This window comes from Streptomyces sp. NPDC050997 (assembly GCF_040660135.1).
Lineage (GTDB): Bacteria > Actinomycetota > Actinomycetes > Streptomycetales > Streptomycetaceae > Streptomyces.
Genome location: NZ_JBFAGK010000003.1, coordinates 214,956 through 240,100 on the forward strand (window position 1 = coordinate 214,956; position 25,145 = coordinate 240,100).

The 25,145-nt window shown below is 68.0% G+C and carries 30 protein-coding genes and 1 pseudogene; 12 read left to right on the forward strand and 19 right to left on the reverse strand.

The annotated features are described in order from the left end of the window. Window positions 1-104 precede the first annotated feature (104 nt). Window positions 105-716, forward strand: a complete 612-nt coding sequence (locus AB0H86_RS07515) for a helix-turn-helix domain-containing protein (protein WP_362434148.1) — start codon at window positions 105-107, stop codon at window positions 714-716. A 538-nt stretch (window positions 717-1,254) separates the two neighbouring features. On the opposite strand, the gene AB0H86_RS07520 is transcribed toward AB0H86_RS07515, so the two are convergent. Next, the gene (locus AB0H86_RS07520; protein WP_362435215.1) at window positions 1,255-2,166 is read right to left on the reverse strand and encodes a LysR substrate-binding domain-containing protein; all 912 of its coding nucleotides are present in this window, start codon (window positions 2,164-2,166) and stop codon (window positions 1,255-1,257) included. Window positions 2,167-2,353: 187 nt separating this feature from the next. Here AB0H86_RS07520 and AB0H86_RS07525 point away from each other — a divergent pair, with 187 nt between their 5' ends. The 3 genes from AB0H86_RS07525 (at window position 2,354) to AB0H86_RS07535 (ending at window position 4,751) form a co-directional block, all read left to right on the forward strand. Further along, window positions 2,354-2,986: an NAD(P)-binding domain-containing protein gene (locus AB0H86_RS07525; RefSeq protein WP_362434151.1), complete on the forward strand. Its 633-nt coding sequence runs from the start codon at window positions 2,354-2,356 to the stop codon at window positions 2,984-2,986. A gap of 91 nt (window positions 2,987-3,077) precedes the next feature. Next, window positions 3,078-4,013, forward strand: a complete 936-nt coding sequence (locus AB0H86_RS07530) for an SDR family oxidoreductase (RefSeq protein ID WP_362434154.1) — start codon at window positions 3,078-3,080, stop codon at window positions 4,011-4,013. Between the two features lie 78 nt (window positions 4,014-4,091). Beyond that, window positions 4,092-4,751 carry an NAD(P)-binding domain-containing protein gene (locus tag AB0H86_RS07535; RefSeq protein ID WP_362435218.1) on the forward strand — a complete coding sequence of 220 codons (660 nt, stop codon included), beginning with the start codon at window positions 4,092-4,094 and terminating at the stop codon, window positions 4,749-4,751. 153 nt (window positions 4,752-4,904) lie between these two features. Here the strand turns inward: AB0H86_RS07535 and AB0H86_RS07540 are convergent, their stop codons facing one another. Both AB0H86_RS07540 and AB0H86_RS07545 read right to left on the reverse strand, forming a co-directional pair. After that, the gene (locus AB0H86_RS07540; RefSeq protein ID WP_362434156.1) at window positions 4,905-5,138 is read right to left on the reverse strand and encodes a hypothetical protein; all 234 of its coding nucleotides are present in this window, start codon (window positions 5,136-5,138) and stop codon (window positions 4,905-4,907) included. 18 nt (window positions 5,139-5,156) lie between these two features. After that, window positions 5,157-6,098: an alpha/beta hydrolase gene (locus tag AB0H86_RS07545; RefSeq protein ID WP_362434158.1), complete on the reverse strand. Its 942-nt coding sequence runs from the start codon at window positions 6,096-6,098 to the stop codon at window positions 5,157-5,159. A gap of 138 nt (window positions 6,099-6,236) precedes the next feature. On the opposite strand from AB0H86_RS07545, the gene AB0H86_RS07550 reads away from it, so the two are divergent. Continuing rightward, window positions 6,237-6,380 carry a hypothetical protein gene (locus AB0H86_RS07550; protein WP_362434161.1) on the forward strand — a complete coding sequence of 48 codons (144 nt, stop codon included), beginning with the start codon at window positions 6,237-6,239 and terminating at the stop codon, window positions 6,378-6,380. A 262-nt stretch (window positions 6,381-6,642) separates the two neighbouring features. On the opposite strand, the gene AB0H86_RS07555 is transcribed toward AB0H86_RS07550, so the two are convergent. Further along, entirely contained in the window at window positions 6,643-7,191 is a 549-nt protein-coding gene (locus tag AB0H86_RS07555) for a hypothetical protein (protein WP_362434163.1), read from the reverse strand. Window positions 7,192-7,334: 143 nt separating this feature from the next. Between AB0H86_RS07555 and AB0H86_RS07560 the strand changes: the two genes are divergently transcribed. Continuing rightward, window positions 7,335-7,568 carry a helix-turn-helix domain-containing protein gene (locus AB0H86_RS07560; RefSeq protein ID WP_362434165.1) on the forward strand — a complete coding sequence of 78 codons (234 nt, stop codon included), beginning with the start codon at window positions 7,335-7,337 and terminating at the stop codon, window positions 7,566-7,568. On the opposite strand, the gene AB0H86_RS07565 is transcribed toward AB0H86_RS07560, so the two are convergent. The 4 genes from AB0H86_RS07565 to AB0H86_RS07580 form a co-directional block, all read right to left on the reverse strand. Further along, window positions 7,535-8,326, reverse strand: a complete 792-nt coding sequence (locus AB0H86_RS07565) for a class I SAM-dependent methyltransferase (protein WP_362434167.1) — start codon at window positions 8,324-8,326, stop codon at window positions 7,535-7,537. The genes AB0H86_RS07560 and AB0H86_RS07565 overlap by 34 nt on opposite strands. A 56-nt stretch (window positions 8,327-8,382) precedes the next feature. Further along, a complete protein-coding gene (locus AB0H86_RS07570; RefSeq protein WP_362435220.1) occupies window positions 8,383-8,997 on the reverse strand; it encodes a transposase in 615 nt (204 codons plus the stop codon). A gap of 92 nt (window positions 8,998-9,089) precedes the next feature. Next, window positions 9,090-9,374, reverse strand: a complete 285-nt coding sequence (locus tag AB0H86_RS07575; protein WP_362434169.1) for a hypothetical protein — start codon at window positions 9,372-9,374, stop codon at window positions 9,090-9,092. Between the two features lie 236 nt (window positions 9,375-9,610). Continuing rightward, window positions 9,611-9,886 carry an SUKH-4 family immunity protein gene (locus AB0H86_RS07580; protein WP_362434172.1) on the reverse strand — a complete coding sequence of 92 codons (276 nt, stop codon included), beginning with the start codon at window positions 9,884-9,886 and terminating at the stop codon, window positions 9,611-9,613. A gap of 554 nt (window positions 9,887-10,440) precedes the next feature. Between AB0H86_RS07580 and AB0H86_RS07585 the strand changes: the two genes are divergently transcribed. The 3 genes from AB0H86_RS07585 to AB0H86_RS07595 all read left to right on the forward strand — a co-directional run bounded on the left by AB0H86_RS07585 (window position 10,441) and on the right by AB0H86_RS07595 (window position 12,450). Then, window positions 10,441-11,067 (forward strand): hypothetical protein, encoded by a 627-nt coding sequence (locus AB0H86_RS07585; RefSeq protein WP_362434175.1) that lies wholly within the window; start codon window positions 10,441-10,443, stop codon window positions 11,065-11,067. Window positions 11,068-11,316: 249 nt separating this feature from the next. Further along, window positions 11,317-11,553 carry a DUF6233 domain-containing protein gene (locus AB0H86_RS07590; RefSeq protein WP_362435223.1) on the forward strand — a complete coding sequence of 79 codons (237 nt, stop codon included), beginning with the start codon at window positions 11,317-11,319 and terminating at the stop codon, window positions 11,551-11,553. 67 nt (window positions 11,554-11,620) lie between these two features. Next, a protein-coding gene (locus AB0H86_RS07595; RefSeq protein WP_362435226.1) for an IS5 family transposase occupies window positions 11,621-12,450 on the forward strand; the annotation gives its coding sequence in 2 pieces (ribosomal slippage) (window positions 11,621-11,948 and window positions 11,948-12,450; 831 coding nt in all). Window positions 12,451-12,482: 32 nt separating this feature from the next. Here AB0H86_RS07595 and AB0H86_RS07600 read toward each other — a convergent pair. Then, window positions 12,483-13,132 (reverse strand): annotated as a pseudogene (locus AB0H86_RS07600) (Ku protein); the annotation flags it as partial. Window positions 13,133-13,443: 311 nt separating this feature from the next. Here AB0H86_RS07600 and AB0H86_RS07605 point away from each other — a divergent pair. Next, window positions 13,444-13,722 (forward strand): hypothetical protein, encoded by a 279-nt coding sequence (locus tag AB0H86_RS07605; RefSeq protein ID WP_362434177.1) that lies wholly within the window; start codon window positions 13,444-13,446, stop codon window positions 13,720-13,722. A 316-nt stretch (window positions 13,723-14,038) separates the two neighbouring features. On the opposite strand, the gene AB0H86_RS07610 is transcribed toward AB0H86_RS07605, so the two are convergent. Beyond that, complete coding sequence (locus AB0H86_RS07610; protein WP_362435229.1) at window positions 14,039-14,998, reverse strand: DUF1152 domain-containing protein; 960 nt, start codon at window positions 14,996-14,998, stop codon at window positions 14,039-14,041. 119 nt (window positions 14,999-15,117) lie between these two features. On the opposite strand from AB0H86_RS07610, the gene AB0H86_RS07615 reads away from it, so the two are divergent. Next, window positions 15,118-15,882 (forward strand): IS5 family transposase, encoded by a 765-nt coding sequence (locus AB0H86_RS07615; protein WP_362434180.1) that lies wholly within the window; start codon window positions 15,118-15,120, stop codon window positions 15,880-15,882. A gap of 2 nt (window positions 15,883-15,884) precedes the next feature. Here the strand turns inward: AB0H86_RS07615 and AB0H86_RS07620 are convergent, their stop codons facing one another. Together AB0H86_RS07620 and AB0H86_RS07625 are read right to left on the reverse strand one after the other, a co-directional pair. After that, on the reverse strand, window positions 15,885-16,256 hold the full coding sequence (locus AB0H86_RS07620) for a hypothetical protein (protein WP_362434183.1): 372 nt from the start codon (window positions 16,254-16,256) through the stop codon (window positions 15,885-15,887). 124 nt (window positions 16,257-16,380) lie between these two features. Then, window positions 16,381-16,890, reverse strand: a complete 510-nt coding sequence (locus tag AB0H86_RS07625; protein ID WP_362434185.1) for a flavin reductase family protein — start codon at window positions 16,888-16,890, stop codon at window positions 16,381-16,383. A gap of 75 nt (window positions 16,891-16,965) precedes the next feature. Between AB0H86_RS07625 and AB0H86_RS07630 the strand changes: the two genes are divergently transcribed. Continuing rightward, window positions 16,966-17,487 (forward strand): MarR family transcriptional regulator, encoded by a 522-nt coding sequence (locus AB0H86_RS07630; protein WP_358998120.1) that lies wholly within the window; start codon window positions 16,966-16,968, stop codon window positions 17,485-17,487. Between the two features lie 203 nt (window positions 17,488-17,690). On the opposite strand, the gene tcuA is transcribed toward AB0H86_RS07630, so the two are convergent. The 7 genes from tcuA to AB0H86_RS07665 all read right to left on the reverse strand — a co-directional run bounded on the left by tcuA (window position 17,691) and on the right by AB0H86_RS07665 (window position 25,141). Then, window positions 17,691-19,187, reverse strand: coding sequence for an FAD-dependent tricarballylate dehydrogenase TcuA (gene tcuA / locus AB0H86_RS07635; protein WP_362434187.1), 1,497 nt, complete (start codon window positions 19,185-19,187; stop codon window positions 17,691-17,693). A 62-nt stretch (window positions 19,188-19,249) separates the two neighbouring features. Beyond that, window positions 19,250-20,185, reverse strand: coding sequence for a pyruvate carboxyltransferase (locus tag AB0H86_RS07640; RefSeq protein ID WP_362434190.1), 936 nt, complete (start codon window positions 20,183-20,185; stop codon window positions 19,250-19,252). A 9-nt stretch (window positions 20,186-20,194) separates the two neighbouring features. Further along, window positions 20,195-21,838 carry an AMP-binding protein gene (locus AB0H86_RS07645; RefSeq protein ID WP_362434193.1) on the reverse strand — a complete coding sequence of 548 codons (1,644 nt, stop codon included), beginning with the start codon at window positions 21,836-21,838 and terminating at the stop codon, window positions 20,195-20,197. Further along, window positions 21,835-22,803: an LLM class flavin-dependent oxidoreductase gene (locus AB0H86_RS07650; protein WP_362434195.1), complete on the reverse strand. Its 969-nt coding sequence runs from the start codon at window positions 22,801-22,803 to the stop codon at window positions 21,835-21,837. Before AB0H86_RS07650 ends, AB0H86_RS07645 begins: the two co-directional genes overlap by 4 nt. Window positions 22,804-22,870: 67 nt before the next feature. Beyond that, window positions 22,871-23,371, reverse strand: a complete 501-nt coding sequence (locus AB0H86_RS07655; protein WP_362434198.1) for a PaaI family thioesterase — start codon at window positions 23,369-23,371, stop codon at window positions 22,871-22,873. Beyond that, the gene (locus AB0H86_RS07660; protein ID WP_362434200.1) at window positions 23,364-24,356 is read right to left on the reverse strand and encodes an Ldh family oxidoreductase; all 993 of its coding nucleotides are present in this window, start codon (window positions 24,354-24,356) and stop codon (window positions 23,364-23,366) included. The genes AB0H86_RS07655 and AB0H86_RS07660 overlap by 8 nt, the downstream gene beginning before the upstream one ends. A gap of 467 nt (window positions 24,357-24,823) precedes the next feature. Continuing rightward, window positions 24,824-25,141: a nuclear transport factor 2 family protein gene (locus tag AB0H86_RS07665; protein ID WP_362434201.1), complete on the reverse strand. Its 318-nt coding sequence runs from the start codon at window positions 25,139-25,141 to the stop codon at window positions 24,824-24,826. Window positions 25,142-25,145: the final 4 nt, after the last annotated feature.

A 25,145-nucleotide genomic window follows, 5' to 3' on the forward strand; every position in this document is an offset into this window, starting at 1 on the left:
CGATGGCGTTATGTACACCGCCCTGTGTGCTTACGGTACGGGGCGGGCGGCTGGGACGCAAACTATGTACACCGGTCGTTACCTAGCCGCGGTACGATGGAGCCATGACGGAGTTGGAGAAGGGCCCCACGGGCCGCCGCCGCGGCCGGGGCGCCCGCGAGCGCATCATCAGCGCGTCCCAGCAGCTGTTCCGCGAGCAGGGCATCAACCGCACCGGCATGGACCAGCTTTGCGCGGCGGCCCAGGTGTCCAAGCGCACGGCCTACCAGCACTTCACCGGCAAGGACGAACTCGTCGCCGAGTACCTGCGCCGGTTCGACCCCTCCGTTCTGTCCGGCGTGTTCGACCGCACCGACCTCACGCCCCGCGAACGGCTCCTCGCCGCCTTCGACATCCCCCCCACCACTCCCCTGTGCCCCTACATCGCCGCCGCCGTCGAACTTCACGACCCCCAGCACCCCGCATCCCAGTACGCGCGCGACTACAAGGCAGCCGTCGCCGCACGGCTCGCCGAAACCGCCCGCGAAGCCGGCGCCGCCGACCCTGAACAGCTCGGCGAGCAGCTCGCGCTGCTCATCGACGGCGCCGCGGCCCGCACCCGGGTCCTCAACTCCGACGCCTTCCCCACCGCCGCCGCCATCGCCGCCGTCCTCATCGACAACGCCATCCCCGCCACAGACGGCGATGACCGACGACGGCAGGAAGTGTCGAGTTGACGTGGCACATCGCGGCCGGGCTGGACGCGCTACCGGTCACGCGGCTGCACCGGCCGGCACGCGATACCAGCCGCCCGGCACCTGGCATTGCGGGCTTCTACGGAACTGGCCGCCCCGCCCCGCCTGTTGAAGGCCGCAGCAGAAGCCGCCGGGGAGAATGGCGACCCTCGAAGGTCGCAGGAGTTCGAGGCCGTCGTCTCGGCCCAGGGCGCTGACGCGCCGCCGGTTCGAACAGACGGCTGATCACATACGTCCGTACGCGGTGGCGCATGAAGAACTCGTACGCGGCTGGCAGAGGTTCTGAAGATGCGGGTGGCCCATCTCGGCCACGCCGGTCCGAAACGAAGGCCAACAGGCGGGCAGCCAACACGTCCGGTTGGAACCCGCCGTCGGGTTCTGGATCCCGGGGACCGACTCCCGACGCTACGAACAAATGGCCTGACGGAGTGGTGCTGTTGCGGCTGACCTCTGAGACGGTTCCGTTCTTCGGCCAGCAGTTCAGCGCATGATGAACGGGGTCAGTCGAAAGTCGAACTGCTCAAGCGTGGCTTGTGACGGCGTCGCCTCCAAGTTGCCACATCTCATAGTTCCCGCATTCTGCCGTGATCTCGGCCGTCGACTGAGCCGCAGTGACGAAGTCATCCACTACCGGCGAGGTGTGCGATGCCGCCACCGCGAGGCACACCTGGTCGGGCGCCAGTTCCGGGATGGGCACATAGACGATGTCTGGATGCGAGTAGAACACGGACGCCGAACGGGCCAGGAAGGAGATGCCCCGTCCGGCCGCGACATGCTCGAGCGTCTCGTCCACCCCGCGCACCGGGTACCCGGCATCAGGGTGCGGGCGCTTGGTGGGCTGCGTGCTCGGGTCACCGTGCCAGACCAGCGGTTCGCCGGCCAGGTCGGCCTCGGTGACCTCCTCCTTGCCGGCAAGCCGGTGTCCGGCGGGCAGTACCGCTACCCGCGGCTCGGTGTACAGCGGGGTGACGCGCAGGCCGGCCTCGTCGATGGGCAGCCGCACATAGCCGACGTCGATGCGGCCGTCGAGCAGCATCGCAGCCTGGTCGTCCCCTTCGATCCGCTGCACGTCCACGACCACGTCCGGGTGCCGGTCCTCGAACGCCCGCGCCGCCGGGATGACCGGGATGCCGGCCCGGAAACCGACCATCAGCCGCCGGTTGCCGCGGGCGGCCGCGGACACCCGGCGGCGGACCGCGTGGGTTGAGGCGAGCAACGGACCGGCGTCGGCCAGGAGTTGCCGGCCCGCGTCTGTCAGCTCTACTCCGTGGCGATCCCTGGTGAACAGCGAGGCGCCGAGATCCTGCTCAAGCGCGCGGATCTGCCGGCTGAGCACCGGCTGCGCGATATGGAGCTCATCGGCGGCGCGGCCGAAATGCAGCCGGTCGGCCACGGCGACGAAGTAACGCAGTTTCCGCAGATCCAGATCCAGATCCATGGCACCTCCCGGCCCGGTGATGCCTTCAGGGTATCACCACAGCTTAAAAAGGTCTTGGACACCCACTCAGACCCGATGGCAGCCTGAAAGCAGGCACTTAAGGGCGCCGAAGTGAATTCGACCCAAGAATTCGACACTGGAATTTGACAGCAGGGTCCAAGCCCGGAAAGCAGGAACACCGATGAGCAGCATCAGCATTATCGGACTGGGAAACATGGCCCGTGCTTTGGCCGGCCGGGCGCTCGCCGGCGGCAACGCCGTCGAGATCATCGGCCGCGACCCGGCCAAGGCCAAGGAGTTGGCCGCCACGCTCGGCGGCGCCACGGTCGGGACGGCCGGGTTCGCCCCCGCCGGGGACATCGTTGTCCTCGCCGCGCCGTACGCCGGCGCGGCGGCGGTGGTGAGGGAGTACGGGGACGCACTGCGCGGCAAGGTCATCGTCGACATCACCAACCCCGTAGCCCCCGACCTGCAGGGCTTCGTCGTCCCCGACGGCAGTTCCGGCGCACAGGAGATCGCCAAGGCGGCTCCCGACGACGCGCATGTCGTCAAGGCGTTCAACACTGTGTTCTCCCACGTTCTGGCGGCCGGGCCGGCCGAGGGCCGCCCTCTGGACGTGTTCATCGCCGGCGACGACGCGCAGGCGAAGGCACGCGTGTCGGCGTTCGTCGAGAGCTTGGGGCTGCGCCCCTGGGACACCGGGGAGCTGTCCATGGCGCGGGCACTGGAGAACGTCGGCCTGCTGGAGTTGGGCCTCATGAACCACTCCGTCAAGCACACCAATTTCTCCCTCGGCATCACCCTTCTCGGCTGAGCGCACCCCTATCACTACCTCTCGTGCCGCATTACGCCAGTTCACTTACGGCACGAAAAGACCCTGCACCTACCCTCACAAGGACAGCCAGATGCGCGTTTTCGTCGCTGGGGGGACCGGCCATTCCGGTTCGTACATCATCCCCGAGCTCATCGCCGCCGGGCACGAGGTCACCGGCCTGGCCCGGTCGGACGCGGCCGCGGCGGCCGTGTCCGCGCTCGGCGCGAAGGTGCGTCGCGGCGACCTCCAGGATCTCGACGGGCTCAAGGAGGCAGCCGCGGACTCCGACGGCGTCATCCACGTCGCGCACAGGCAGGATCTGCTGCCCTCCGGCGGGCTCGACGCCGTGGCCGCCGCGGAACTCCCGATCATGCTCGCGTACGGCGAGGCACTCGCGGGAACCGGAAAGCCGCTGGTCACGGCGGGAAGCATCGGCTCGCCCGGGAACCTGGAGCGGCCGGCCACCGAGGAGGACCCGGCCCTCCCCGCCGGCGAGGAGCACAAGGGCACCCTGCGGGTCCGCAACATCGTGGAAAGGGCCGTTGTGGACCTCGCCGAGCAGGGGGTGCGGTCTTCGGTCGTGCGGATCGCCAACATCGCGCACAGCACGACCGATCGTGCCGGCTTCCTCCCCACGCTGATCGCGCTCGCGAAGGAAAAGGGGTTCGTCGGCTACCACGGCGACGGCGCGAACCTGTGGAACGCCGTGCACATCCGCGATGCCGCCACCTTGTTCCGCCTGGCGCTGGAGAAGGGGCCGGCCGGCACATACTGGCACGCGGTCGAGGACGGGGGCATCCCGTTCCGCGACATCGCCGAGGCCATCGCCAACCGCCTGGGCCTGCCCGCCATGAGCGTTCCCAACGATGCCCTGATGACGCCGGGGTACTTCGGGTTCCTCACGAATATCGTCACGCAGAGCTACCCGGCGTCCAACCTCATCACCCGCCGGACCCTCGGCTGGGAACCCGCCCGGCCCGGCCTGCTCGCCGATCTGGACAACGGCCATTATTTCCCCGCCGGCTGACGGCGGGAACCCGGATCGTAACGAGCCCGGCAACCGGCAACTTCGGCTCTTCTGAAGGACGTTGAGATTATGACGACTGTGGGATTCATCGGAAGCGGAAGCATCGGCAGGACCCTCGCGCGACTCGCTGTCGGGGCCGGGCACCAGGTGGTGCTCAGCAACTCGCGCGGTCCCGAAACGCTCGTGGACACGGCCGCGGAACTGGGGCCGCGGGCGTCCGCGGCGACGAGCGAAGAGGCCGCGGCGGCCGGTGGCATTGTCGTGGTCACGGTGCCGGTCAGCGCCTTCCCCCACGTGGCCGCCGCGCCGCTGGCCGGGAAGACGGTCATCGACACCTGCAACTACGGCCCCGAGCGTGACGGGCACATCCCCGAGCTCGACGACAAGTCCCTCACCTCGAGCGAGCTGCTTCTGCGGTACGTCCCGGACGCCCTGCTCGTAAAGGCGTTCAACAACATCTTCTTCAAGCACCTGCTGTCACTCGCACGCCCGGCTGGGGCGGCCGACCGCTCCTACCTGCCGATCGCCGGTGACTCCGCACCGGCGAAGGCGGCGGTGACCGAATTCATCGACTCCATCGGCTACAGCGTGGTGGACGCGGGAACGCTGGCCGACAGCTGGCGGCAGGCGACGGGCACGCCGGTGTGGGGAACACCGTACGGGCCGTACTCGAACGAGAAGGGCCAGCCGGTCGACGAGGACGCCATCCGCGCGGCACTGGCCACCGCAACGCGGTAACCGTCAATTATCGCGGACCGTGATGTGGCGCGGCGGCTGCGCGATGGTCCGGCCGTGCCATGCCCCCGCCGGTGGATACCGGGCGGGGGCACATTTCGCACGCGAAGGCGTCGAATCCAGCGACGGGTTGCCCCTGCGTCTCGTCGCGCGGAGTCAGGTTCGACGTCGCCGGGTCAGGTCGCGGACTGCTCCCTGGGCGGCCACCTGCCCGCGCAGATTCGTGTTGGCCGCGAGGTCGGTCGGTGTCCCGTTGCAGGGGGCGCGGCCGGCTTCGATGCGCGGCATGGCAACGCTGTTGTCGGCGACCTGCTCCTCGTCGACCCAGCAGTCGCGGGCGCGCGGGACACCAGGCTTCCTCCGCGCTTGTGCGTGGTGGGGACCTGGCAAGCGGCAAGACTGGGCGGGTCAGTCGTTGAACGCGGTGGCCACGGCATCTCCGAGCTGAGCCAAGACGTCCCGTGAGAGCTGCACCGACCCGGTGAACGAGAAGAACGCGTGGGTGGCACCCTTGATCGGGAGGTGCTTGACCGGCACGTAGGCGTCGGCGAGCTTTTGCGCGTAGCGGTCGCCCTGGTCCCGCAGTGGATCGTGTTCGGCGGTGACGATGACGGCGGGAGGAAGCCCGGCCAGGTCGTTGGAGCGGGCCGGCGAGACGCGCGGGTCGGCGCCTTCGTCGGGCGTGTTGAGGTAGAGGCCCCAGAACCACTCGAGCCAGCTGCGGCTCAGCAGCGGTCCGGCCATGCCCTCGTACATGGAGGGGCTGTCGTCGAACCGGTCGACCGCCGGGTACGCCAGTACCTGCAGTGCGATCCGAGGTCCCCCGCGCCACTGGGCTTCCTGCACGAGGACCGCAGCGAGGTTGCCGCCGGCGCTCTCGCCGAACACCGCGATGTTCTGCCCGTCGCCTCCGAAGCTTCCGGCGTTGGCCGCGACCCATGTCAAGGCGGCGTAGGCGTCTTCGATCCCCGCCGGGAAGCGGTGTTCGGGCGCGAGCCGGTAGTCGATGGAGACCACGATCGTGCCGGAGCGGTTGGCCATGATGCGGGCGATGTGGTCCTGGCTGTCCAGGTCTCCGAGAACCCATCCGCCACCGGGGAAGAAGACCGTCACGGGCAGCGGCCCGGAGCGCGGGACGGTGGCGAGGGTGTAGATGCGGATGGGGATCTCAAGGCCTTCGGCGGCGGCCACGGCGTCGTGCACGCTGCCGACCGGCTCGACGTCGCCCGCGAGGGTGGCGAGGCTGCTCGCGAGGGCGCGGTTCTCCCTGACCGTTCGGCTCTCCGGTGCCGGTTCGCCTCCTTCGGCCAACTTCTGGAGCAGGGCATCGATCTGAGGGTCGAGGGACATGCTGAGAACCTTCCTGGAACCGCCGGAACGGGACAGACTGGAACCACGGCTGCCGCCTTCCTTCTGACCGCCACCGCCCTCATCTCCCCGGTCCGCTCCGGCCCGCATGCCACCTGTTCCGTGCGCTGGTCCCTTGATGTGAACGAGAAGTTCGTCTACTGGTGCTACATCAGCAATGAGTCCGGCAACACCTGGTCATTCGGCTATGCGCCCGAAGGCGAAAAGTTCGGCTGGGTCTGGGATGGCAATCTGTACGCCAACGGTGCTCGAGAACACTGCTGATCCAGGCCACACCGCGACCGCGATCCATCGGTCGAACCTGAGCGTCCCAAGGTGACCACGCGGCTGGGTGCGATGCCCAAGAAGACGGGCATCGAGAACCCGTACGGCCACGACCCCGAGAGGCCCGGCGAGGGAGAACGTGCTGCGCGACTCCTCCAGCCCCGCCGCCCACTCCTGCTCGAAGGCCGGCATCCCCCGTTTCGCAAACCGGTCGGCGCGCAGCTGGGCGAGCACTTCGGCTGGAGCTTGCGAGGCATTGCGGTCAGTTCGAGGGGCGCGGGTACGCAGAGAACTTGTACCTGGTCGACCCTCTTGTGCCGTCGTCAAGTTCGACGTCGACTTCCAGGTAATAAGTGCCGGGGTACATCGGTTTACGCCCAAGGTAGATCGTGTCTGTGCCGCAGTACTGAATGGCGCCCTGTTCGAACAGCTCACGGCCGGCATAGAGCCGCCATGACAGGTGGCAGCCACTTCTTTGCTCGATGCCTTCCAGCGTGTACACCGAGTTCTCTACCGGGACGCAGAAGACTTGGATCTCTTCGCAGGCGTACACCTTGTCCTTGCCTGGCCGGTAAGTCGCATCAACAGACAGATTGATCACCAAGCCAGCGGATCGAGAAGGACTTGGGCTCTTCGACGGCGAAGATGAGGCAGGATTCGGCGCATTGGAACTGGCCACCTCACTAGTGCTCGGTGTCGGCGTCGCCGACGAGGCGCCATCCTGATCGTCATTCCCACCGAACAGCGCCAACAGCGACGGCACGCCAATCAATGCCAAAATGCCGCCGATAGTTGCAATGCGCCCAGCCATAGACCAAAACGGTGTTTCGTCCCCCTGATTTCCCATGTCCCAGTGTCCCACTGGCGCAGCGGCGGCACGCTACTGAACCTGATTGAGTGATGTCGGGACGGTTTGCCTGACAGCGGCCTGCCGGCTCCGGTAGCTCCTGGGTGGTGAGATACACGCAGGGTGGTGGGCTGACCGACGCCGAGAGGGCCGCGCGGGGGCAGATCCGATTGCAGGCTGTCGTCCGCATCGAGGGCGGGGAGACGAACCGTGGGGTCGCTGCAGCTCTGCGGGTGAGCGAGCGGTCGGTGGAGCGATGGCGCCGGGCTTGGCGCGAGCGCGGCGAGGCCGGGGTTTTGTCGCAGGGTCAGCCCGGCTTGACCGCCAGCGTCGCAAAATAGTTCGACATGTATTGAGCGGATGCGTTGGACTGGTGCGGCGCTTCCGCGAAGCCGGTGAGGACGAACCCCGCGGCGAGTTGCCCGCCGATCTGGTCGGTGAGGGTGTGGCTGTATTCAAGAGGGGCATCCGCGCCGAACTTCGTGGCGCGTTCCTCGGCGGAGTACTGCGTGACATCGCTGTAGGGCAGCTTGTGCACGACGATCAGCTCGCCGCGCTCGTCGAGCGCCTCGTGGTCGAACAAGTACACATCAGGGTTGAGGAAGCCCACGAGCAGGGTTCCGCCCGGTCGCAGGACGCGGAAGCACTCACGCCACACCGGTGCCAAGTCTGGTACGAATAGGTTAGAGACCGGATGGAATACGACGTCGAATGTTGCGTCGCCGAAGGCGCTGAGGTCGCGCATGTCGCCTAGGACGGTGCACAGCTCGAGTCCGTCGCGCGCCGCCACCATCTGGTCCTGGCCGAGCTGAAGAGGTGAGTTGTCGAATACGGTGACCCGCGCCCCTGCGGCGGCGAGGATCGGACCCTGCTGGCCACCGCCGGAGGCCAGGCACAACACGTCCTTGCCGGTCAGGTCCGTCGGCAGCCAGGAGCGGTCGACTGGCTCACGCCCGATGAGAACAATCGACCAGTCGCCCATGCGGGCGCGCTCGACATCCTCAGCGCTCACCGGCCTCGACCACTCGTTGCCCTCTTGGACACACTTGTCCCAGGCTGCCCGATTGTGGGCAACGGGGTCGACAACAATGTCCTGCACGTTCAACTCCCTGCTACAGCCAAGCGGACACCTGCGGTACTGACAGTTCGGTGCCGCTAGCCAACACGATTGCAGGGTGCGGGCTCAACGAAATTAGCGGGCATCGAGGTGTCCACGGGCTCGACGGGTGGTCGCGCAGCGGGTGCGTAAGCGCTGGTTGCCGGGGTTGCGGAGCCGTAGGCGTCGCGGGCGATGGTCTTGATGACCCGGTTGGTGCCTTCGGAGCCGGCGTTGGTGATCCCAGTGTGCAGGAACGCAAGGATCTCTGGCCACCATGTCTCGACGGTTCGGCGGTAGAGCCGGTACAGCAGATCGCGGACCTGTTCCCGGTCTGGGCGGGTCCGGGCGGTGGCAAGCAGGTCCAGGAGGTCTTTCTTGGCGTTCCACGCAACGGTGATCGGCGCGCCGATCATCCTGGGCAGGTTGGACAGCTCGTCGAGGCACTCGCGGTTGCCCTTGCGGCCGCGCCGGCCGCGGTGGGTCACGGTGACCCGGCGGCGGACCTCGGTGAGGGTCTGGTTCGCCAGCTGCACCAGGTGGAAGTGGTCCACGCCCAGGGTGGCCTGCGGCAGGACCCGGCGGATCGCCGACTTGAAGATCGTGCACATGTCGATCGCGACGTACTGGACTGCGTCGCGCCAGGCTTGGTCGCGGTCGGCCAGCCAGTCGATGACCGCCTAGGACCTGTCCGGCCGATCATGCCGCAGACGCGGGGTGTGGCACGCACCGCCGATTTCCTGCGACTTGATCGGCCGGACAGGTCCTAGGCGGTGCGGCCTTCGACCTGCCCGAGCAGGTCCTGCTTGCCGGACAGGTCGACGAAGCCGACGTGCCGACGGTCCACAGCGGTCTGCCAGATCCCGGTGGCCTCGTCGGGGATCCATCTCGGCCGGCCTCGGCGGATCGCGTCGATACCGAGCGCCTGCACCGGATCGGGCTGGGCCGGCAGCACCGCCCGGGCGTGACTGGTGAACGCCGCCGCAACGACCGGCCAGGAGAGCACATAGTCGCGGGCCGCCTGGACGACCTTGCGGTCCTGATCGGCCACCGCCGCCCCGGCCGCAGTCCGTAATCATGTGGTTAGCCGCTTACGTGGCGGTACTGGCGGGACCGACTCGGTGAACGAGCGACGCCCGGCACGCCAGCTCGTCGCAGCGCCAGCGGCGCTTGGCCCACACCAGCTGCGGTCGGCGGCCATCGACCGCCGCGCCCGGGGGCCGCAGTTGTCAGGGTCCACAGTGGAACCCCGTCCGGCGCTCAAACCCCACCAATTTCGAAGAGCCATCATGCGTCCCAGTCGACGTAGTCCCCGATCGCCACGTCGTCGCAGAAGGTCTCCCAGAACCCGTTGTGCACGAGAGCGGTCTCGTCGATACCTAGGACGAGATCGCGCAGCTCTTCCGCGACCTCCTCGCACCTCTCCTCGTCGCCCTCTGCATAGAACGGGAAGCGTGCGATCACGGCCGCGACGCATCGGTTGAAGGAGTTGAGGTCTCTGTTCACGTGACTTGCCGTCGTTGACTCGATCTTGGGAATCTGCACCACGTGACCACTGGCCACGTCGACGGCGATACGTCCGAACAGGCCACTCGTCGCGATGGCGACCAGCCCCGCTCACCGATTCCCCCGAAGTACACCGGCTGGCTCAGCGGCCGGTACTCGTATCCGATCAACCCGCCTGGGATGCCGGTCTCCCCGAGATCGACAGCGATCTGAGTGGGCACCTCGGGCGGGGCCTCGACGGCAATCAGGACGAACTCGGGCTTCGGCAACTGCGGCAGGGACTGGCTCACGGGAGGATCCTCTCCCGACGGACTGCCCGGCAACACCCACAGGCCCGCGAGACGGGCGACTCATGCTGGGCGGCAGGTCCCGACATCACCCAATCAAGTTCAGTACTGATCCACCCATCGCCTTCGTGCCCGCCTCCGCGGCCGCAGCGGCCGCAGACAGCGTGGCCCTGTGCAGCAACCAGCTGTACCCGCAGTGCCGCTGTCCTCTGACAGGTGATATTGACCATTTGCCAGGCGAGTTCGACCGGTCGGGTTCGTGTCGGCGCTGCCGGTTGATTCGGCAGATCATTGACCGTATGTCCTGGGTGGTAGGTATGGGTTGTGGATACTAATGACTCCCGCCTGCCATCCGTCGATCACCCTGCCGAGATCGCTTTCAGACGCGGTTGCCAGGCCCTGGACTCGGGGGACTGGGATCGCGCACGCAGCCTGTTCGAGGAGGCGGTTGGCGGTTCCGGCCCGCTGATGCTTTGGCACGTGGCCGAGGCATGCCTGGAAACCGACCAAAGCGCATTCTGGATGCGTCGGGCCGTGGTCTCGGAGAGCGAGCCGGGCGGCATCACGGTAGACCCGGGCGCGCTGCGTATCTTGGGGGGCAACGGCGATATGTTTCAACAACACTGGGAGATCGCCGTCGAGTCGAACGACCCGGCCCGTGCGGTCGCGGCGCTCACCGCCGCGGAACGCCGCCTGGGGTGCGTGCTCGAGGACGGCCGCGAACTCTCGCCGGAGGAGGCCGACGATGTCATGGCCGACACCGACCTCTACAGCCCCAACTACGTCGCCGTCGACGACACGGTCCCCCGCGTATGGATGGACTGCAAGGGCGGGATGTTTCCGCACATGGCCCGCACCGCGCTGCGCATCGTGGCAGACGAACTACGCAAGGCCGGGGTACAGCACGCACACCTGTTCACCCGTCCCGCATTGCACCCCTCAGGCAGCTAGCGACGACCGCCGGCGGGGCCGGACGCCGCTGAACAACCATCGCCGGTGGCAGAAACCTACTGGCCGTCAAGATCACTTGGCACGCGGTCAAGATCTCGTGTCAGAGGTCAACACGTCCCCAGGATGGCAGGCAGCCGGGACCCGCCCACAATCGAACACAGATCCGACCTGCCGCCTGCTGAGCGCCTCTCCAAACTCCGCACCCTGGAGCAATGGCTCGACTGGCAACTGCTCGACACCCGCCGCTAGATCGAAGCAGTCGAGCAGCAGGCGCGGACGACCGGCGGCTACGTCACCGAGCAGGAGCGCAAGGCCGGGCCGGCCGTCGGAGTCACCATCCACGCTGCCGACTGCCCCAAGATCAGCCGGCCGGTTACCACTCTCGACGCGACCAAAGCCCAGTACGCGCTCATCAAAGACCGCGGTTTCCACCACCCCTGCCAGCACTGCCGACCCGACAAGACCCTCGGGATCGTGAAGGGCTAGAGCGTGTCTCTTTGATCGGTTGGTCAGTTGATCGGATGTGTCTGTCCGGTTAGTGATCACTGATGCGATGTGGGACCGGATCGAGCCGCTGATGCCGGCCGATCCGGTCCGTGGACGACGGTGGGCCAATCACCGCCGCACCCTGGAAGCCATCGCGTGGAAGTACCGCACCAACTCGCCCTGGCGAGACCTGCACGACGAGCTCGGCTCGTTCCAGACCGCCCACAAGCGCCTGATCAGATCGGCTGTCGACGGCACCTGGGAACGGATCCTGGCCTCCGTCCTGGCCGCGGCGGACTCCGACGACGACATCGACTGGACCGTGTCGGTGGACTCCACTGTCGTCCGGGCCCACCAGCACGCCGCCGGGGCACTCAAAAGGGGGCGGCAGGACGCTGTGAGCCGGCCGATCACGCACTCGGACGTTCCCGCGGAGGCCTGAGCACCAAGGTTCACCTGGCCGCGGACGGCCGTACACGGCCCTTGGCCTTCACGCTCACCGCAGGCCAGGCCGGTGACGCACCCACCTTCGAAAGGGTGATGGCCCTTATCCGCGTGCCACGCACCGGCCCGGGCCGGCCCCGGACCAGGCCCGAGGCTGTCTTGGCCGACCGCGCTTACTCCTCACGCGCCATCAGGGCCCATCTGCGGCGCCGAGGAATCCGCACGGTCATCCCGCAGCCGTCCGACCAGATCGGCCACCGCCAACGGCGAGGCCGTCACGGCGGTCGCCCGCCAGGCTTCGACCGCGAGGCGTACAAGCAGCGGAACACCGTCGAACGCTGCATCAACCGCCTCAAGCAGTGGCGCGGCCTGGCTACCCGAACGGACAAGCTCGCCATCGCCTACCAGGCCGCGCTCCACCTCGCCGGCATTCTCATCTGGACCCGACGCTGACCAAAGAGACAGAACCTAGGCGGATCGCGGCTGATGGTGTCGGTGTAGGCGTCCTCGAACTCTGAGCCTTCAAGGTCGTCGCGGCTCATCGATTCCATCAGGGCGAGAGCGCCGTCGATCTCCTCCTCTGTGACCTCCGTCGGCGGAGGCAGCAGTTCGGCGGGGTCGCGGATCTCTTCCGGCCAGCGCATCGCATGCAGGACGATCACGTTGTCGCGCACCCGGAGCAGGCCCAAGCCCCCGCGCCCGGACCACGCGTACTTCGCGACGGCCACCTTCGACGAGCGGCCCAAAGCCTGCACGAGCAGCTTGTACGGTTTCGCCGCTACCTGGCCGTCGGGGACCAGGCAGTAGCCCTCACCGATCTGGATCGGGGCGACGGACTCCAGCGGGACGAACGCCTGGATCTCGATCGCTTTCGCCGTCGGCAGCGGAAGCGCCCGCAGTTCCGCGTAGGAGATGGGGACGACCTGGCCCTTGGCGTACTCGTAGCCTTTGCCGATCTCCGACTGGCTGACCTCGCGGTCCTCAATCTCGCACACCTTCTTCACCCGCACCTGGCCCATGTCCTGAAGGTGGTACTGGGGGAACTGGATGCTGTGATTCTCGTAGCACTCGCCACGTGGATGTGTACCGTGACCAGGCCAAAGCTGATCGCGCCGCTCCAGATGGTTCGGGGCATGGCCGACCTCCGCATGAGCCCCGAAGACGACCTAGCCTGAAAGCAGACACCGGCACCGTCACCTCGACGCAGCGCACGACCCAGGAGCACGCTAGAACGCCGAACAGCTCAGCTCTCGGGGGGTGCCGATGGAATGGATCTCGTTGGCTAGCACCGTAGTGGGAGGTGGAATCGCTACAGCGTCAGCCGGGCTCCTGGACCATCGCCGATGGAGGAGAGAGCGAGGCGACCAGCACACCGAAACCCGCCGCTCCCTCTACGTCTCCTACCTGACCGCGCTGGCAACGGCTCGACACGCCTGCCGCGTCGCCGTGCGAGAGCCCGAACCGGAACCAGACCAGCGCAGGCGCGCCGTATGGGAAGCGTTCGAGGCGTGCACGGCTCTGCGCTACGAAGTATCGATCTGTGCACCTCGCTTCATCGTCGGGCCGGCAGATGACTCGTTCCGACGGCTCCGCGACCTGCGCGACCTCGTCGCCGATGGTTTCAGTCGGGACAGCGATGAGTACGTCGCGGGCCGGTTGCGTTACGACAAGGCCTACCAGGCCCTTCGGGATGCCATGCGCAAGGACCTTGGTGCCGACGCCTAGCCTCAACAGTCGACACAGCATGGGCCGTTGTCGCGGCCAGCGCATCGAGTGTGGGAGGACCGTGCCCTGATGTCAGGCCATGGACGCTGCGGGTTCGACCGCGGCTTCGTCCAAGACAGCCCGCAGCATCGGGGCTCAGGAACCAGCTCTCCTACTCGGTCGGGTGAAGACGGGGGGCCTGAGAACTTCTGCGGGCGCCGGCGCGATGACTCACAGCCCCGAGAACTTGTGGTGCCGCTGAATGCTCGCTGACTATGGCCTCCTTCCTGGCGGACGCAGCGATGTCACTGGGCAGTGTGCGCAGTCGGCCTGGTCACTAGTGCGGGAAGCGGCGGGGTGGGCGAGTGCGTATGGATTCGCGGAACTCGGCGATTCGCGAATGGACTTGGCGCATCAGGTGGGTGTCCTCGATCCGATCCAGGTAGAGGCAGCGGGCTGCCAGGCCCGGCAGGTCGAAGGCGAAATACAGGGACATCAGTGGGTTCACGAACAACTCGTTGCCCAGGGTGCGATCAGTGAACCGGACGTCGCCGAACGAGCCGCGCACGGCTGCCGCGATTGAACCGTTCACGATGCTGGGGTGCTCCGGGGTGTGGTGCTGAGCGTGTGTCACCGCGTCAAGGTAGAGAGCGCCCTCACGGGTGGCGCGCGGTATCGAGAACGCGCCGAGGTACGCGCCGTCGCGCTCCAGCGCGGCGATATTCTCCAATACCTGCACATGGTTTACGCCGTGGTACGCGTCCACACCGAAGCCGACTGAGACGACGAGGCGGGTCGGTATACCGTCCAGCGCGGCCAGTGCCGCCACGCTGGCCAGATCCTCTTCCGGAGTGCCGAGCCCGGCTTCGTCACCGCACAACAGAATGTCCGTACCGCCGTCAACCAGCACCACTGCGTCGACGCAGTGCAGCTCGATCAGTGCTTGGTAGGCGGCGCGCAGCGGACGTACCCCGGTCTGGGGGAAGGCGTACACGGCAAAGGGGTAGCCGTGCCGGCGCAGCCACTGAGCAAGGGTCCGCTCGGGGAAATAGCTCTGGTGCAAAGCAGAGTCGGGAGTGATCGCGACCAGGTCGGGGGCGACCCAGCCGTCGATCGGAAGACCCCCGAGTGCGCTGAAGGAGAGGTTCGCGAGATACACCTGCTTGCCCTGATGCAGATGGGAAAGAGCCAACGGCAGGCCGGAGTAGATGTCGAATCCGCCACCCGCGCCCGCGACGAGGATCCGTTCGGCATCGGCAAGCCGAGTGAAAAGTGGGTTGGAGTGGAGAGACGTCATGCCGATCATTGAGCCTTTTCCAACCTCGGGCTTGCGATGGCCAGTTGGGCTGACAGCGCAGTGAAGCCCCTGGTAGATGGGTTTTCGACCAAGAGAACCGTCTCCACCAGAGTCGTCGCATGCTTGTCTATCCGTCGGGGATCGACGTGTCCAGCTCAACCCTGCGCTTTCTGTCAGCTCAGCTGCGGGCCCACCGCCGGCGGCGCGGCACCCGCTGGCGACGTCTGAGCGCCGACCACCAGGCCCTGCTGGCGCTGGCCCACCTGCGGTGCGGGCACACCTATGCCCAGCTCGCGACTGGGTTCGGTGTCGGCACCACCACCGCCTACCGGTACATTGCCGAGGCCGTCGACGTTCTTGCAGCGCTCGCCCCGGACCTGGCTGCCGCGGTGAAGACGGCGGAACGCAAGACGTTCGTGATCCTCGACGGGACGCTGCTGCCAATCGACCGGATCGCCGCCGACCGCCCGTTCTACTCCGGGAAGCACAGGAAGCACGGCATGAACGTGCAGGTCATCGCCGATCCGCATGGCCGATTGCTGTGGGCCTCGCCGACCCTGCCCGGCGCTGTCCACGACCTCAAGGCCGCCCGCACGCATGGCATTATCGACGCCCTCGCCGACGCGGGCTTGGCCTGCTGGGCGGACAAGGGCTACCAGGGTGCCGGTGGGACCGTCCGGGTGCCTTTCCGTGGCAGGTGGGAGCGGCTTTCCACAGGTCAGCGAGCCGTCAACCTGTCCCATGCGCGTATCCGCGCGTTGGGCGAGCAGGCCATGGCTGCCCTGAAGCAGTGGCGCCTGCTGCGGAAGCTCCGGTGCAGCACGACCCGTATCACCGACACCCTGAAGGCCGTACTGGTCCTCCACCTCGCCACTACTCTCTGAGCTCAGCCCGCAGCATTCACCAGGGCCATCAGTACGGCCTCGGTGGTCCCGGTTGGCAGACGCACGTCGAACGTGTAGCCCTCATCGCAGAACACCAGGTCAAGGTGCATGGGTGTCAGCCTACGGAAGGCGATCGCCAACCAGATCGCGTCCTCTTCCCAAACGTCCATGTTCAGGCAGGTACCGTCCTCGTGCAGATACGCCTCACCCGGGCCGTTCCGCGTTTCGAACCCCCAGATGAGACTGCGTACTTCACTACGGTGCGACGAATCGATCTCGACCTCAGCCCACCGAGCACGGATCGCCTCGGTCAGCGCATCCCGATCGACGTGCCATCCGCCCGCATCACCCTCGACCACCGCCAAGAACGTCATAGCCGGGTCTATCAGATGCCCATGACACAGCGCTGATCAGCAGTTGCCTGAAGTTGGAATGGGCTCACTGACGCAACCGTCCGCCGCCTCGCGCAGCCGGGTGGGTCTGCGGCGTGCTCACCGATCAGGCGGATACGAGGTGGTTGTAGCGGCTTTGGAAGAACAGCAGGGGTGACGCCGTACTGTCGGCGTCGAGGTCGTCGACGCGTCCGATGACTATGTAGTGGTCACCGGCGTCGTGCACGGCTTCGATCGTGCAGCCGATCCAGGCGACGACGCCGTCGATGACCGGTTCTCCGTGCGGCCCGGGGTGCCAGGTCACCTCGGCGAACTTGTCACCTCCCGACACCGACAGAGCGCGGCAGATCCGCTCTTGGTCGGTGGCGAGGATGTTCACGCAGAAGGTGCCGCGCTCGGCGATGACCGGGAACGTCGACGATGTCTTGCCGGGCAGGAACGCCACAAGCGGAGGGTCGAGCGAGACCGAGGTGAAGGACGCGACGGTCATGCCGACCGGCCCGCCCTGCGCGTCGCGCGAAGTAATAGCGGTGATGCCGCTGGGGAAGTGCCCGAGGACGCTCCGAAAGCGCGCAGCGTCGGGGCCTGGATGCTGAGATTCGACTGATGTAAGCATGCTGATATTCTATAAGCATGCTTACTACTATGCAAGCATGCTTATGTTCCGGCGGACAGGCCCTATGCTGCATGGGTGACAAGCGAACTGCCCTACATCAACCCGTTCGACGACGGTCGGTCGCCGGCTGGAGCCACCGCCGGTATGGACGAGGCGTCCTCGATGATCGACGCTGTCTTTCGGTTCGAGCGGGCGGTCACCAGGATCGGCAACACGCGACTGCGTCCGTGGAAGATGACGCTGTCCAGTTACACCGCGCTGCGGATCCTGGCCAACCAGCCTCACCTCAGCCTGGCTCAGCTGTCACGCCGCTGCTACGCGCGCCCGCAGACCATGACGCGGATCGTCACCCAGCTGGAGAACCGTGGCTTCGTGGCCCGTGACACACATCCGGAGAGCGAGCGGGCACTCTCGCTCCAGGTCACCGAGGCAGGCATGACCGCCTTGGGCGAGATGAGCGACGAGGTCCTCAAGATCAGCGACACGCTGAACGCCATGCTCGGGCGGGACGACATCGTCGCCGCCGACCGCCGCCTGCGGGAGGCCGCACTCGCAGTGGAGAACGAACTCCGGGACATGGACCGCCGCGAGGATTAGGGCCTGCCCGGCGGATCGTGCCGCTGACGCGGGGTCTGGCACCGTCGCTCTCCTGCGACTTGATCCGCCGGACAGGCCCCAGGCGCTGACCGGCCAGGCCGCCGTCCGGCCGGTGTGTCGTGGACGACGGCCCGCCTCTGCGATTCCGGCTCCGGCAGCGGGAGCTCGTCGGCTTGAGGCCGGAGATGCGGAAGTCGCGCACCTCAGGCCGAGTGATGCGCCGGCGTGGTTTCGGTCGCGGCCGTGCGTCCGGCCGCACGGCCGAACACCGCGGCGCGCATGAGGGCAGCGCCACCGGGATAGTCGCCGTAGAACAGACCACCGACAGCCTCACCGGCCGCGTACAGACCGGGCACCGGCGCCCCGTCCGTTCCGAGTGCCCGCCCGTCCGGGTCGATCCGGATTCCGCCGAAGGTGAAGGTGAGCCCCGCGACGGCGTGGTAGACGACGAACGGCGGCCGGTCGAGGGGCGAAGCCCAGCGGGACTTGGGCGGCGTGATGTCGGCCGTGCCGCGATCCTCGCTCATGTCGTCACCGGGCGGGCAGGCGTCGTTGAACGTCGCGAGCGTGCGCGCCAACCGGTCGAGGGGCACCCCGATCCGCTCGGCGAGCTCCGGGACCGTTTCCGCGACGATGGGCACCGCCGAACCGGCGAACTCATCGGCGACCCGAGCCGCGGTCCGCTGGTCGAAGATCTCGAAGGCCTCGCGCCCGGGCTGACGCATGATCGCCTTGCCCATCTTCGAGTAGTTCCTGACCCACGGGCCGGGGCCCTCGTCGACGAACCGCTCGCCGTCACGGTTGACAAGGACGCCGAGCCAGAAGCCGTGCAGCGGGAACGGCGGTGCGGCCGCGCTGCTCTCCGGTGAGGGCATGGTCGGGTCGACCGCGGCCGAATGGCAGCGTGACCAGGTCCCGGCCTTGTCCGCGCCGGCGCGAAGTGCGGCCTGGATCCCGTCGCCCGTGGCAAGCCGGGTGCCGCGCAGGCGCACCGTCTCCCACTGGGGCCCGAGATGCTCGCGGCGCAGGTCACGGCTGGCCTGGAAGCCGCCGGTGGCAACGACCACGGCGTCGCCGGGCACGGTCTGGCCGCCGTCGCCGACCGCGACACCCGTGACCCTGCCCTCACTGTGCAGTACCTCCGCCAGTGGCGTGGACCAGCGGATCTCGACGCCGATCCGCTCCGCGTGCGCGAGCAGGGGACGGATCACCTCGAACCCGCGGGACATTCCCTCGCCGGTGCACGTCAGGACCTGACCCGGTGGAATGTGCAGGACACCGTCGCGGACCTCGGCCCCCAGCGTTCGGTTGAAGGTGAACCGGACGCCTTTCGCGGCCAGCCATCCGACCGTGTCCAACGACCGTTCGGCGAGCTTGTCGACCAGTCGCGGCTCGGCTCGGCCGCCGCTCATCGCCATCAGTTCGGCCACGAACGCTTGACGGGTGTAGGGCGGTGCCTCGATCCGGGCGGCCTTCATGCCCGGCTCGAAGTCCTGCGTGATCGATGTCAGATCGTCCGGTCCGTCATAGCAGAACAGAAACAGCCCGCCGGAAAACGCGGCGTTCCCGCCGACGTCCCGGCGGCTTCCCTTTTCCAGCAGCACAACGCGGGCGCCTGCCTCGCGGGCGGAGACCGCCGCGGAGAGCCCGGTCAGACCGGCGCCGGCAACGACGATGGTGGGCGTACGTGTTTTCGTCACTGCTCCTCCTTGACCCATGACTCTGCACAGGTACGTGTTGGCCGGGGGTGAGCCGGCTGTTGTCACCAGGTGAAGGCGAGTGGTGTGCCGGGCCGGGCCGGGCTCGGTACGCAACCGGTCTGCCGGACGAATCCCTTACCGGGCACGCCGACCTCGCCGGCGAGCCAATTGGCCGCATCGATCAGGCCGGACAGGTCGATACCGGTCTCCACCCCGGACAGGTGGAGGAGTTGCACGGCGTCCTCGGTGCACATGCCGCCGCCGTGGCTGCCGGGCATCGCCGGGTGGCCGCCGCTGCCGGCGAGGGAGGTGTCGATGGCGCGGATACCGAGTTCGAGGAGCGGGAGCAGCGCGGCCAGGCCCATGCCGCGGTCGTCGTGGATCTGCACGGTCAGGTTGCCGGGCGGCACGTGCGCGAGCGCGGCGGTGACGAGTTCGCGGATCTGGGGCGGTGCCGCGTAACCGGAGGAGTCGGCGAGGATCCAGTGGTCCACTCCGATGTCGAGAAGTCGCCGGGCCAGCGGCTGGAGTTCCTCGCCGCCACGGGCGGGGCCGGTCGGCCCGCCCCAGGCGAAGATGACGTAGGTGCCGAGCACGACGTCCTGGTCCGCGGCGAAGGCGGCCATACGCTCCAGTTCGCGCAACGAGTCGGTGGTGGACCGTCCGGTGTTGGCGCGGGCGAAGTCCTCGTCGGCGGACAGCAGGAAGGACGCTGTGTCGGCCCCCGCGTCGACCGCGCGGGCGAGCCCGCGCGTGTTGCCGACACAGCAGCCGAGGCTGAGCCCGGGCACTCGCGGCACCCGGGCGAACACCTCCTCGGCGTCGGCGAGGCCCGGAATGAGGTCGGGCCGGACGAAGGAGGACAGTTCGAACGCGCGCACGCCGGCGTCGATGAGCCGCCGCACGAGTTCGATCTTCACTTCGGTCGGGACTGTGTGGTTCTGGAAGGTCAACCGGGGCGCGATCTCGCGGATGCGTACCGTGTCGGGTAGGGACATGGTGGTTCCTCAGGCGTGGCGGGTGGGTCGGAGACCCGCGGAGAGCGCGTCCCAGGCGTCGGTGCGGCCCTCGTCACGCAGTTGGTGCTTGCGTACCTTGCCGTTCGGCGTGACGGGGAGCTGGTCGACGACGCGGTAGTAGCGGGGGACCATGAAGTGCGGCATCGACCGGTCGCAGTGGGCGAACAGTTCCGCGAGTTTCAACGCGTGCCCGGGCTCAGGCTGCACGACGGCGAGGACCTCGTCCTCACCCAACTCTGACGGCGTGCCGACAGCCGCGGCGGCCACGATGCCGGGGTAGGCCAGCAGAACCGACTCGACCTCGTGGGAGGAGATGTTCTCCCCGCGGCGGCGCAACGCGTCCTTCTTGCGGTCGACGAAGTAGAAGTAACCGTCTTCGTCCGTGTAGCCCAGGTCTCCGGTGTGCCACCACAGATCCTTCATGGTCGCGAGCGTCGCCTCGGGATCGCGGTGGTAGCCGGAGAACATGATGTCCGCCAGGCGGGGCCGGTAGACGATCTCCCCGGCCTGGCCGGGCGCGGCACGGTTGCCGGACTCGTCGTGGATCTCCAGGACGGACGATTCGGTGGGCAGGCCCAGCGAGCCGACCTTCCGGGCGCTGAGCGGGTTGTAGAGAACGTTCTTGATCTCGGTGAGCCCGTAACCCTCGACGATCTGCACGCCGAAGCGCTCCTCGAAGGGATACAGCACTGGGGGCGGGGCGGGCGCGGCGAACACCTTCGTCACCTGGTGGTCGCGGTCGCGGCCGGACGGGGGCTGCGCCAGGAGCACCGGCAGCATGGAGCCGAGCGCGTTGAACTGGGTGACCCGGTGGGTGCGCAGCTCGTCCCAGAATCTGCTGGCGCTGAACCGGCGCCCGAGGACCACGGTCGCCCCCGCGTAGAGGCCGTGCAGGGTGATGTTGATCTGCGCGGCGCCGTGGAACAGCGGTAGGCATGTGTAGAGCCGCTCGTCGGCGGCCGTGGCCATCTGCGTCGCGCACTCGCGCCCGGCGACCAGATGCATCAGGTGCGACTGCACCACGCCCTTGCTCCGCCCGGTGGTGCCGGACGTGAGCATGATCGCGACCGGGTCGCGCGGCGCGACGTGCGGGAGCTCTGTCGCTGTGCCGCCAGCCGCGAGCAGGTCGCTCCACGTCCGTACCATCACCCGGGGCGGGACGCGGCCGGGCCGGTCGGAACCGAGCAGCACGACGGTTTCGAGGGTGGGCGGTATGTCCGGCAGGTCGGCGACGAGTTCCAGCAAGGCCGCATCGGTGACCAGCACGCGCACGCCGGTGCTGCGGAGTGCGTGGTCGAGGAAGGGGCCCTTGTAGGCGATGTTGATCGGGACCTCGACGAGCCCGGCGCGGGCCGCTCCGAGCCAGGCGAGCAGGTATTCGGCTCGGTTGGGCAGGAAGATGCCGACTGAGCTGCCCGGGGCTGCGCCTGTCGACACAAGACCGCGCGCCATGCCGGTGACCGCCCTGTCGAGGGCGCTGTAAGTCAGCACGGTGTCTTCGAAGACGAGGGCCGGCTTGTCCGGGTGTGCCGCGGCGCGGGCGGCGAGGAGGCCGCCGACCGTGCCGTCTGCCAGATCGGACAAGTCCTCAAGCCCCCGGGCGCGATGGTCCGGAACGACGGTTGCCGTCATGCCAGCTCCTTCTTGGCGCGGGCGAGAAAGCCCTCCAACGACGGGTCCCAGGCCGCTTCGGCGCCCGTCGTGACGAGAAACGCGTCGACCCCGAGCTCCTGGTACCTGCGGAGGGTGTCGAGAACGCGTTCCTCGGTGCCGACCAGAGCCTGGGAGTTGGCGAAGCCGCCCAGGAGCTTGGTCAGCCCGGTCCAGAAGCAGTCGTCGTGCAACTCGTCGTCGGTGAGCGCGAGGGCCCGTTGCCGGCCGACGGAGGTGTCCGTCGACGACGAGCGCAGGAAGGCCGTGCTTCCGGCGGCCTCGGCGATCTGCCGCTCCACGGCACGGGCCTGGGCCCAGGCGTCGTTGTCGGTGTCGCCGATGAACAGGCGCAGACTCAGCGAGAACCGCATAGGGCGGTGGTAGCGCTCGGCGGCCGCGGTGACCCGGTCGATGCGCTCCTTCGTGCCGGCGAACGGTTCTCCCCAGAGCATGTACAGGTCGGCGTGCCGGGCGCCGAAGTCCACGGCGTCGTCGCTCTCACCACCCATGAAGATCGGTACCTGACCCTGCACCGGCTTGGTCTGCAGCTTCACCGCCTCGGCGGTGTAGTACTCGCCGTGGTGGTCGAACGGCTCGGTCTCGGTCCAGGCGCGGCGGACGATGTCGAGGTACTCGACCGCACGCCGGTAGCGTTCGGCCTTGGGCAGGTCGTCCGATTCGCGGCGCAGATCCTTGTCGGAGCCGCCCACGACCACATTGACGGCGAGCCGCCCGCGGGCCAACACGTCGAGGGTGGCGAAGTAGCGCGCGGCGGCCACCGGCGCCATCACGCCGGGACGGTGCGCGACGATCGGCGAGAACTTCTCCGACGACGCCAGCGCGAAGGGCGCCGTGGCGTGGTTGTGCGGCCAGGTGGAGGAGTACCCGACGAGGACCCGGTCGATGGCCTTCGAGCGGTCCAGTTCCTGAACCCTGGAGATCATTTGGGCGGGGTCGGTGTCCCCGGCCTGAAAGGGCTGTAGACCGGTGAAGAATTCGACCATGGCGTTCTCAGCTTTCTTCGTAAGATCCGTTGGTGGACGTTGATTGGCGGGCGAGCCATGCCTCGTGGCCGGCGAAATGGTCCGGCCGGCGTGTCCGCAGCTCGGCCCGGGAGGTGGCCAACGCCGCGCCTGCGAGCGTCATTTCGGCGGAGACCTCCCACTCCCTGCCGACGTGCCGTTCGATCCGTGCCAGCACGTGGAGGGGCCGCTCGACCGGAACCGGGCGGAGGTAGGAGACCGCCAACGACTTGGTGACCAGCCGCGGTTCGGCCCGCAGCGCGACCATGTTGAGTACGTCGTCGAAGACGGCGGCCGTCCAGCCGCCGTGCGCGACACCGGGCCCGCCGCGCCAGGACCGTGGACAGACGACGTCGAACCGCACCTGGTCGCCCTGCGTGCAGCTGATCTCGACGCCCAGGCGGCAGGAGTCGTGCGGTGCGCAGCCGCCGCACAGGAGGCGGCCCGACGGGGACGGCTCGATCGCGAAGGCGTCGGGGTCCTCAGACATCTCCGGCCAGCTGACGCAGGGCCACGAGCACCGCTTCAGGCACATCAATGGTGCCGCGACGCAGTGCCTCGTTCCGGCAGGTCACTGAGCGATCGAACGGCACCCGGACCGGGCCGCCGCCGTCGACGGGACGGGCGGCGCGGACCGATTCGGCGAAGGCCGCGACCCTCCGCCGGTAGTCGTCCGCGTCGGTGAGCGTGCCGGGGTCGAACAGCACGATGAAGAAGCCGCAGTCCGAGACACCGGGCGGGTCCGCGGCCGCACCGGTCATCATGCCGAGCAACTGGACGACCAGAGCGAGCCCGGAGCCCTTGTGGCCGCCCCACACGCCGAACGCGCCCGTGAGCGCGGCGGCCGGGTCGAGCGTCGGGACCCCGGCCGCGTCGTACGCCTGGCCGGACGCCAACTTCTCCCCGAGCCGCGCCTTCAGCATCACCTCCCCGTACATCACGGTGGAGGTGCCGATGTCCCAGATGACCGGAGCCGAGGTTGCCGGGAAACCGAACGCGATCGGGTTGGTGCCGAAGCGGGCCTCGGTACCGCCGTGCGGGGCCACGACCGCCGGTCCGCTGCCCGCGATCATCCCGGCGAGCCCGGCTTGCGCGGCCTTCTCCAGGTAGTACGAGAACATGCCGGTGTACCAGGTGTTGCGCGCACCGACGACTGCCACTCCCTGAGTGCGGGCCTTCGCCACGGCCAGCTCCAGCGCCCGCATGCCGACGAGGTAGCCCACCTGGTCGCCGCCGTCCACGGTGGCCGACACCGGTGTCTCGCCGACGACTTGGATCGGTCGCGGCGGCTCCTCGGTGGTGCGCATGCGCTCCGCTATGGACAGCGCGCGGGCGAGCCCGCCGAAGGACAGCCCGCGCAGTTCGCAGTCGAGCAGATGGTCGGCGATGGTCTCCGCGGCCCCGGCGGAATGCCCGCACGAGGTCATCGTCGCCACGGCGAGCGCACGGGCATCGGACAGGGTCAGAGTCGTCATGAGCCGGCCTCCACGGCCAGGGGCGATGGGGCGGGGAGGGCTGCGGGTGCCAGGCCGCCCGGCGGGTGAGCGCGAACGCGGCGATCGCGCCGAGTCGTACATCTCGACGCCGCGGCCGGGATCTCCATGGGATGGGTCATGACACGCCTCTTCATTGAGGTTCGGGAGTACGGTCCACCGCTTCAGGCCGGAGCCTGTGGTGTTGCCACCGCGCCGCCGGTGGCCAGACCACCGCGACTTGGTAAGCATGCTGATAAAATATAAGCCTGCTTAGCTAAATGCAAGCATGCTGATACCGCCGATATGGAGGAGATCCGGGCGCCGGAGCACCTACGACGACAGGCCCGCGCGAGGGCTTCGCGTGGGCCTGTCGTCGAATCGCGCAGGGCGGCGAGGGCAGAAGGTACTGGTCCTATCCACCCTCCGCTCCCGGCTCTGGGGCACTCCCGACCGCCCCTGGAGCAAGGTCACATCACGGCGTCGGTCTGGAGCGGGCCCGCGGTGATGCGGAGCTCCCGGACGCGAACCGGCTCTTCCTGGTCGAGGTAGAAGATGTGCATGAACGGGGCGCGCACCACCTTGTCCGGGTCGCTCTTCTTGGCCATGGTCGCCTCGCCGCGAAGCAGGCGGACGCCGTCGCCGGCGGCCCAGTACTCCAGGACCTCATGGGTGATGTTCAGCGGTGCGTCGATCTTGACGAAGAACGCCTTGATGGCCTCGACACCGTGAATATGTGCGGTGCCGAAGTACATGTCGGTCCTCGGCCAGTGGCGCGAAGCCCTCATCGAA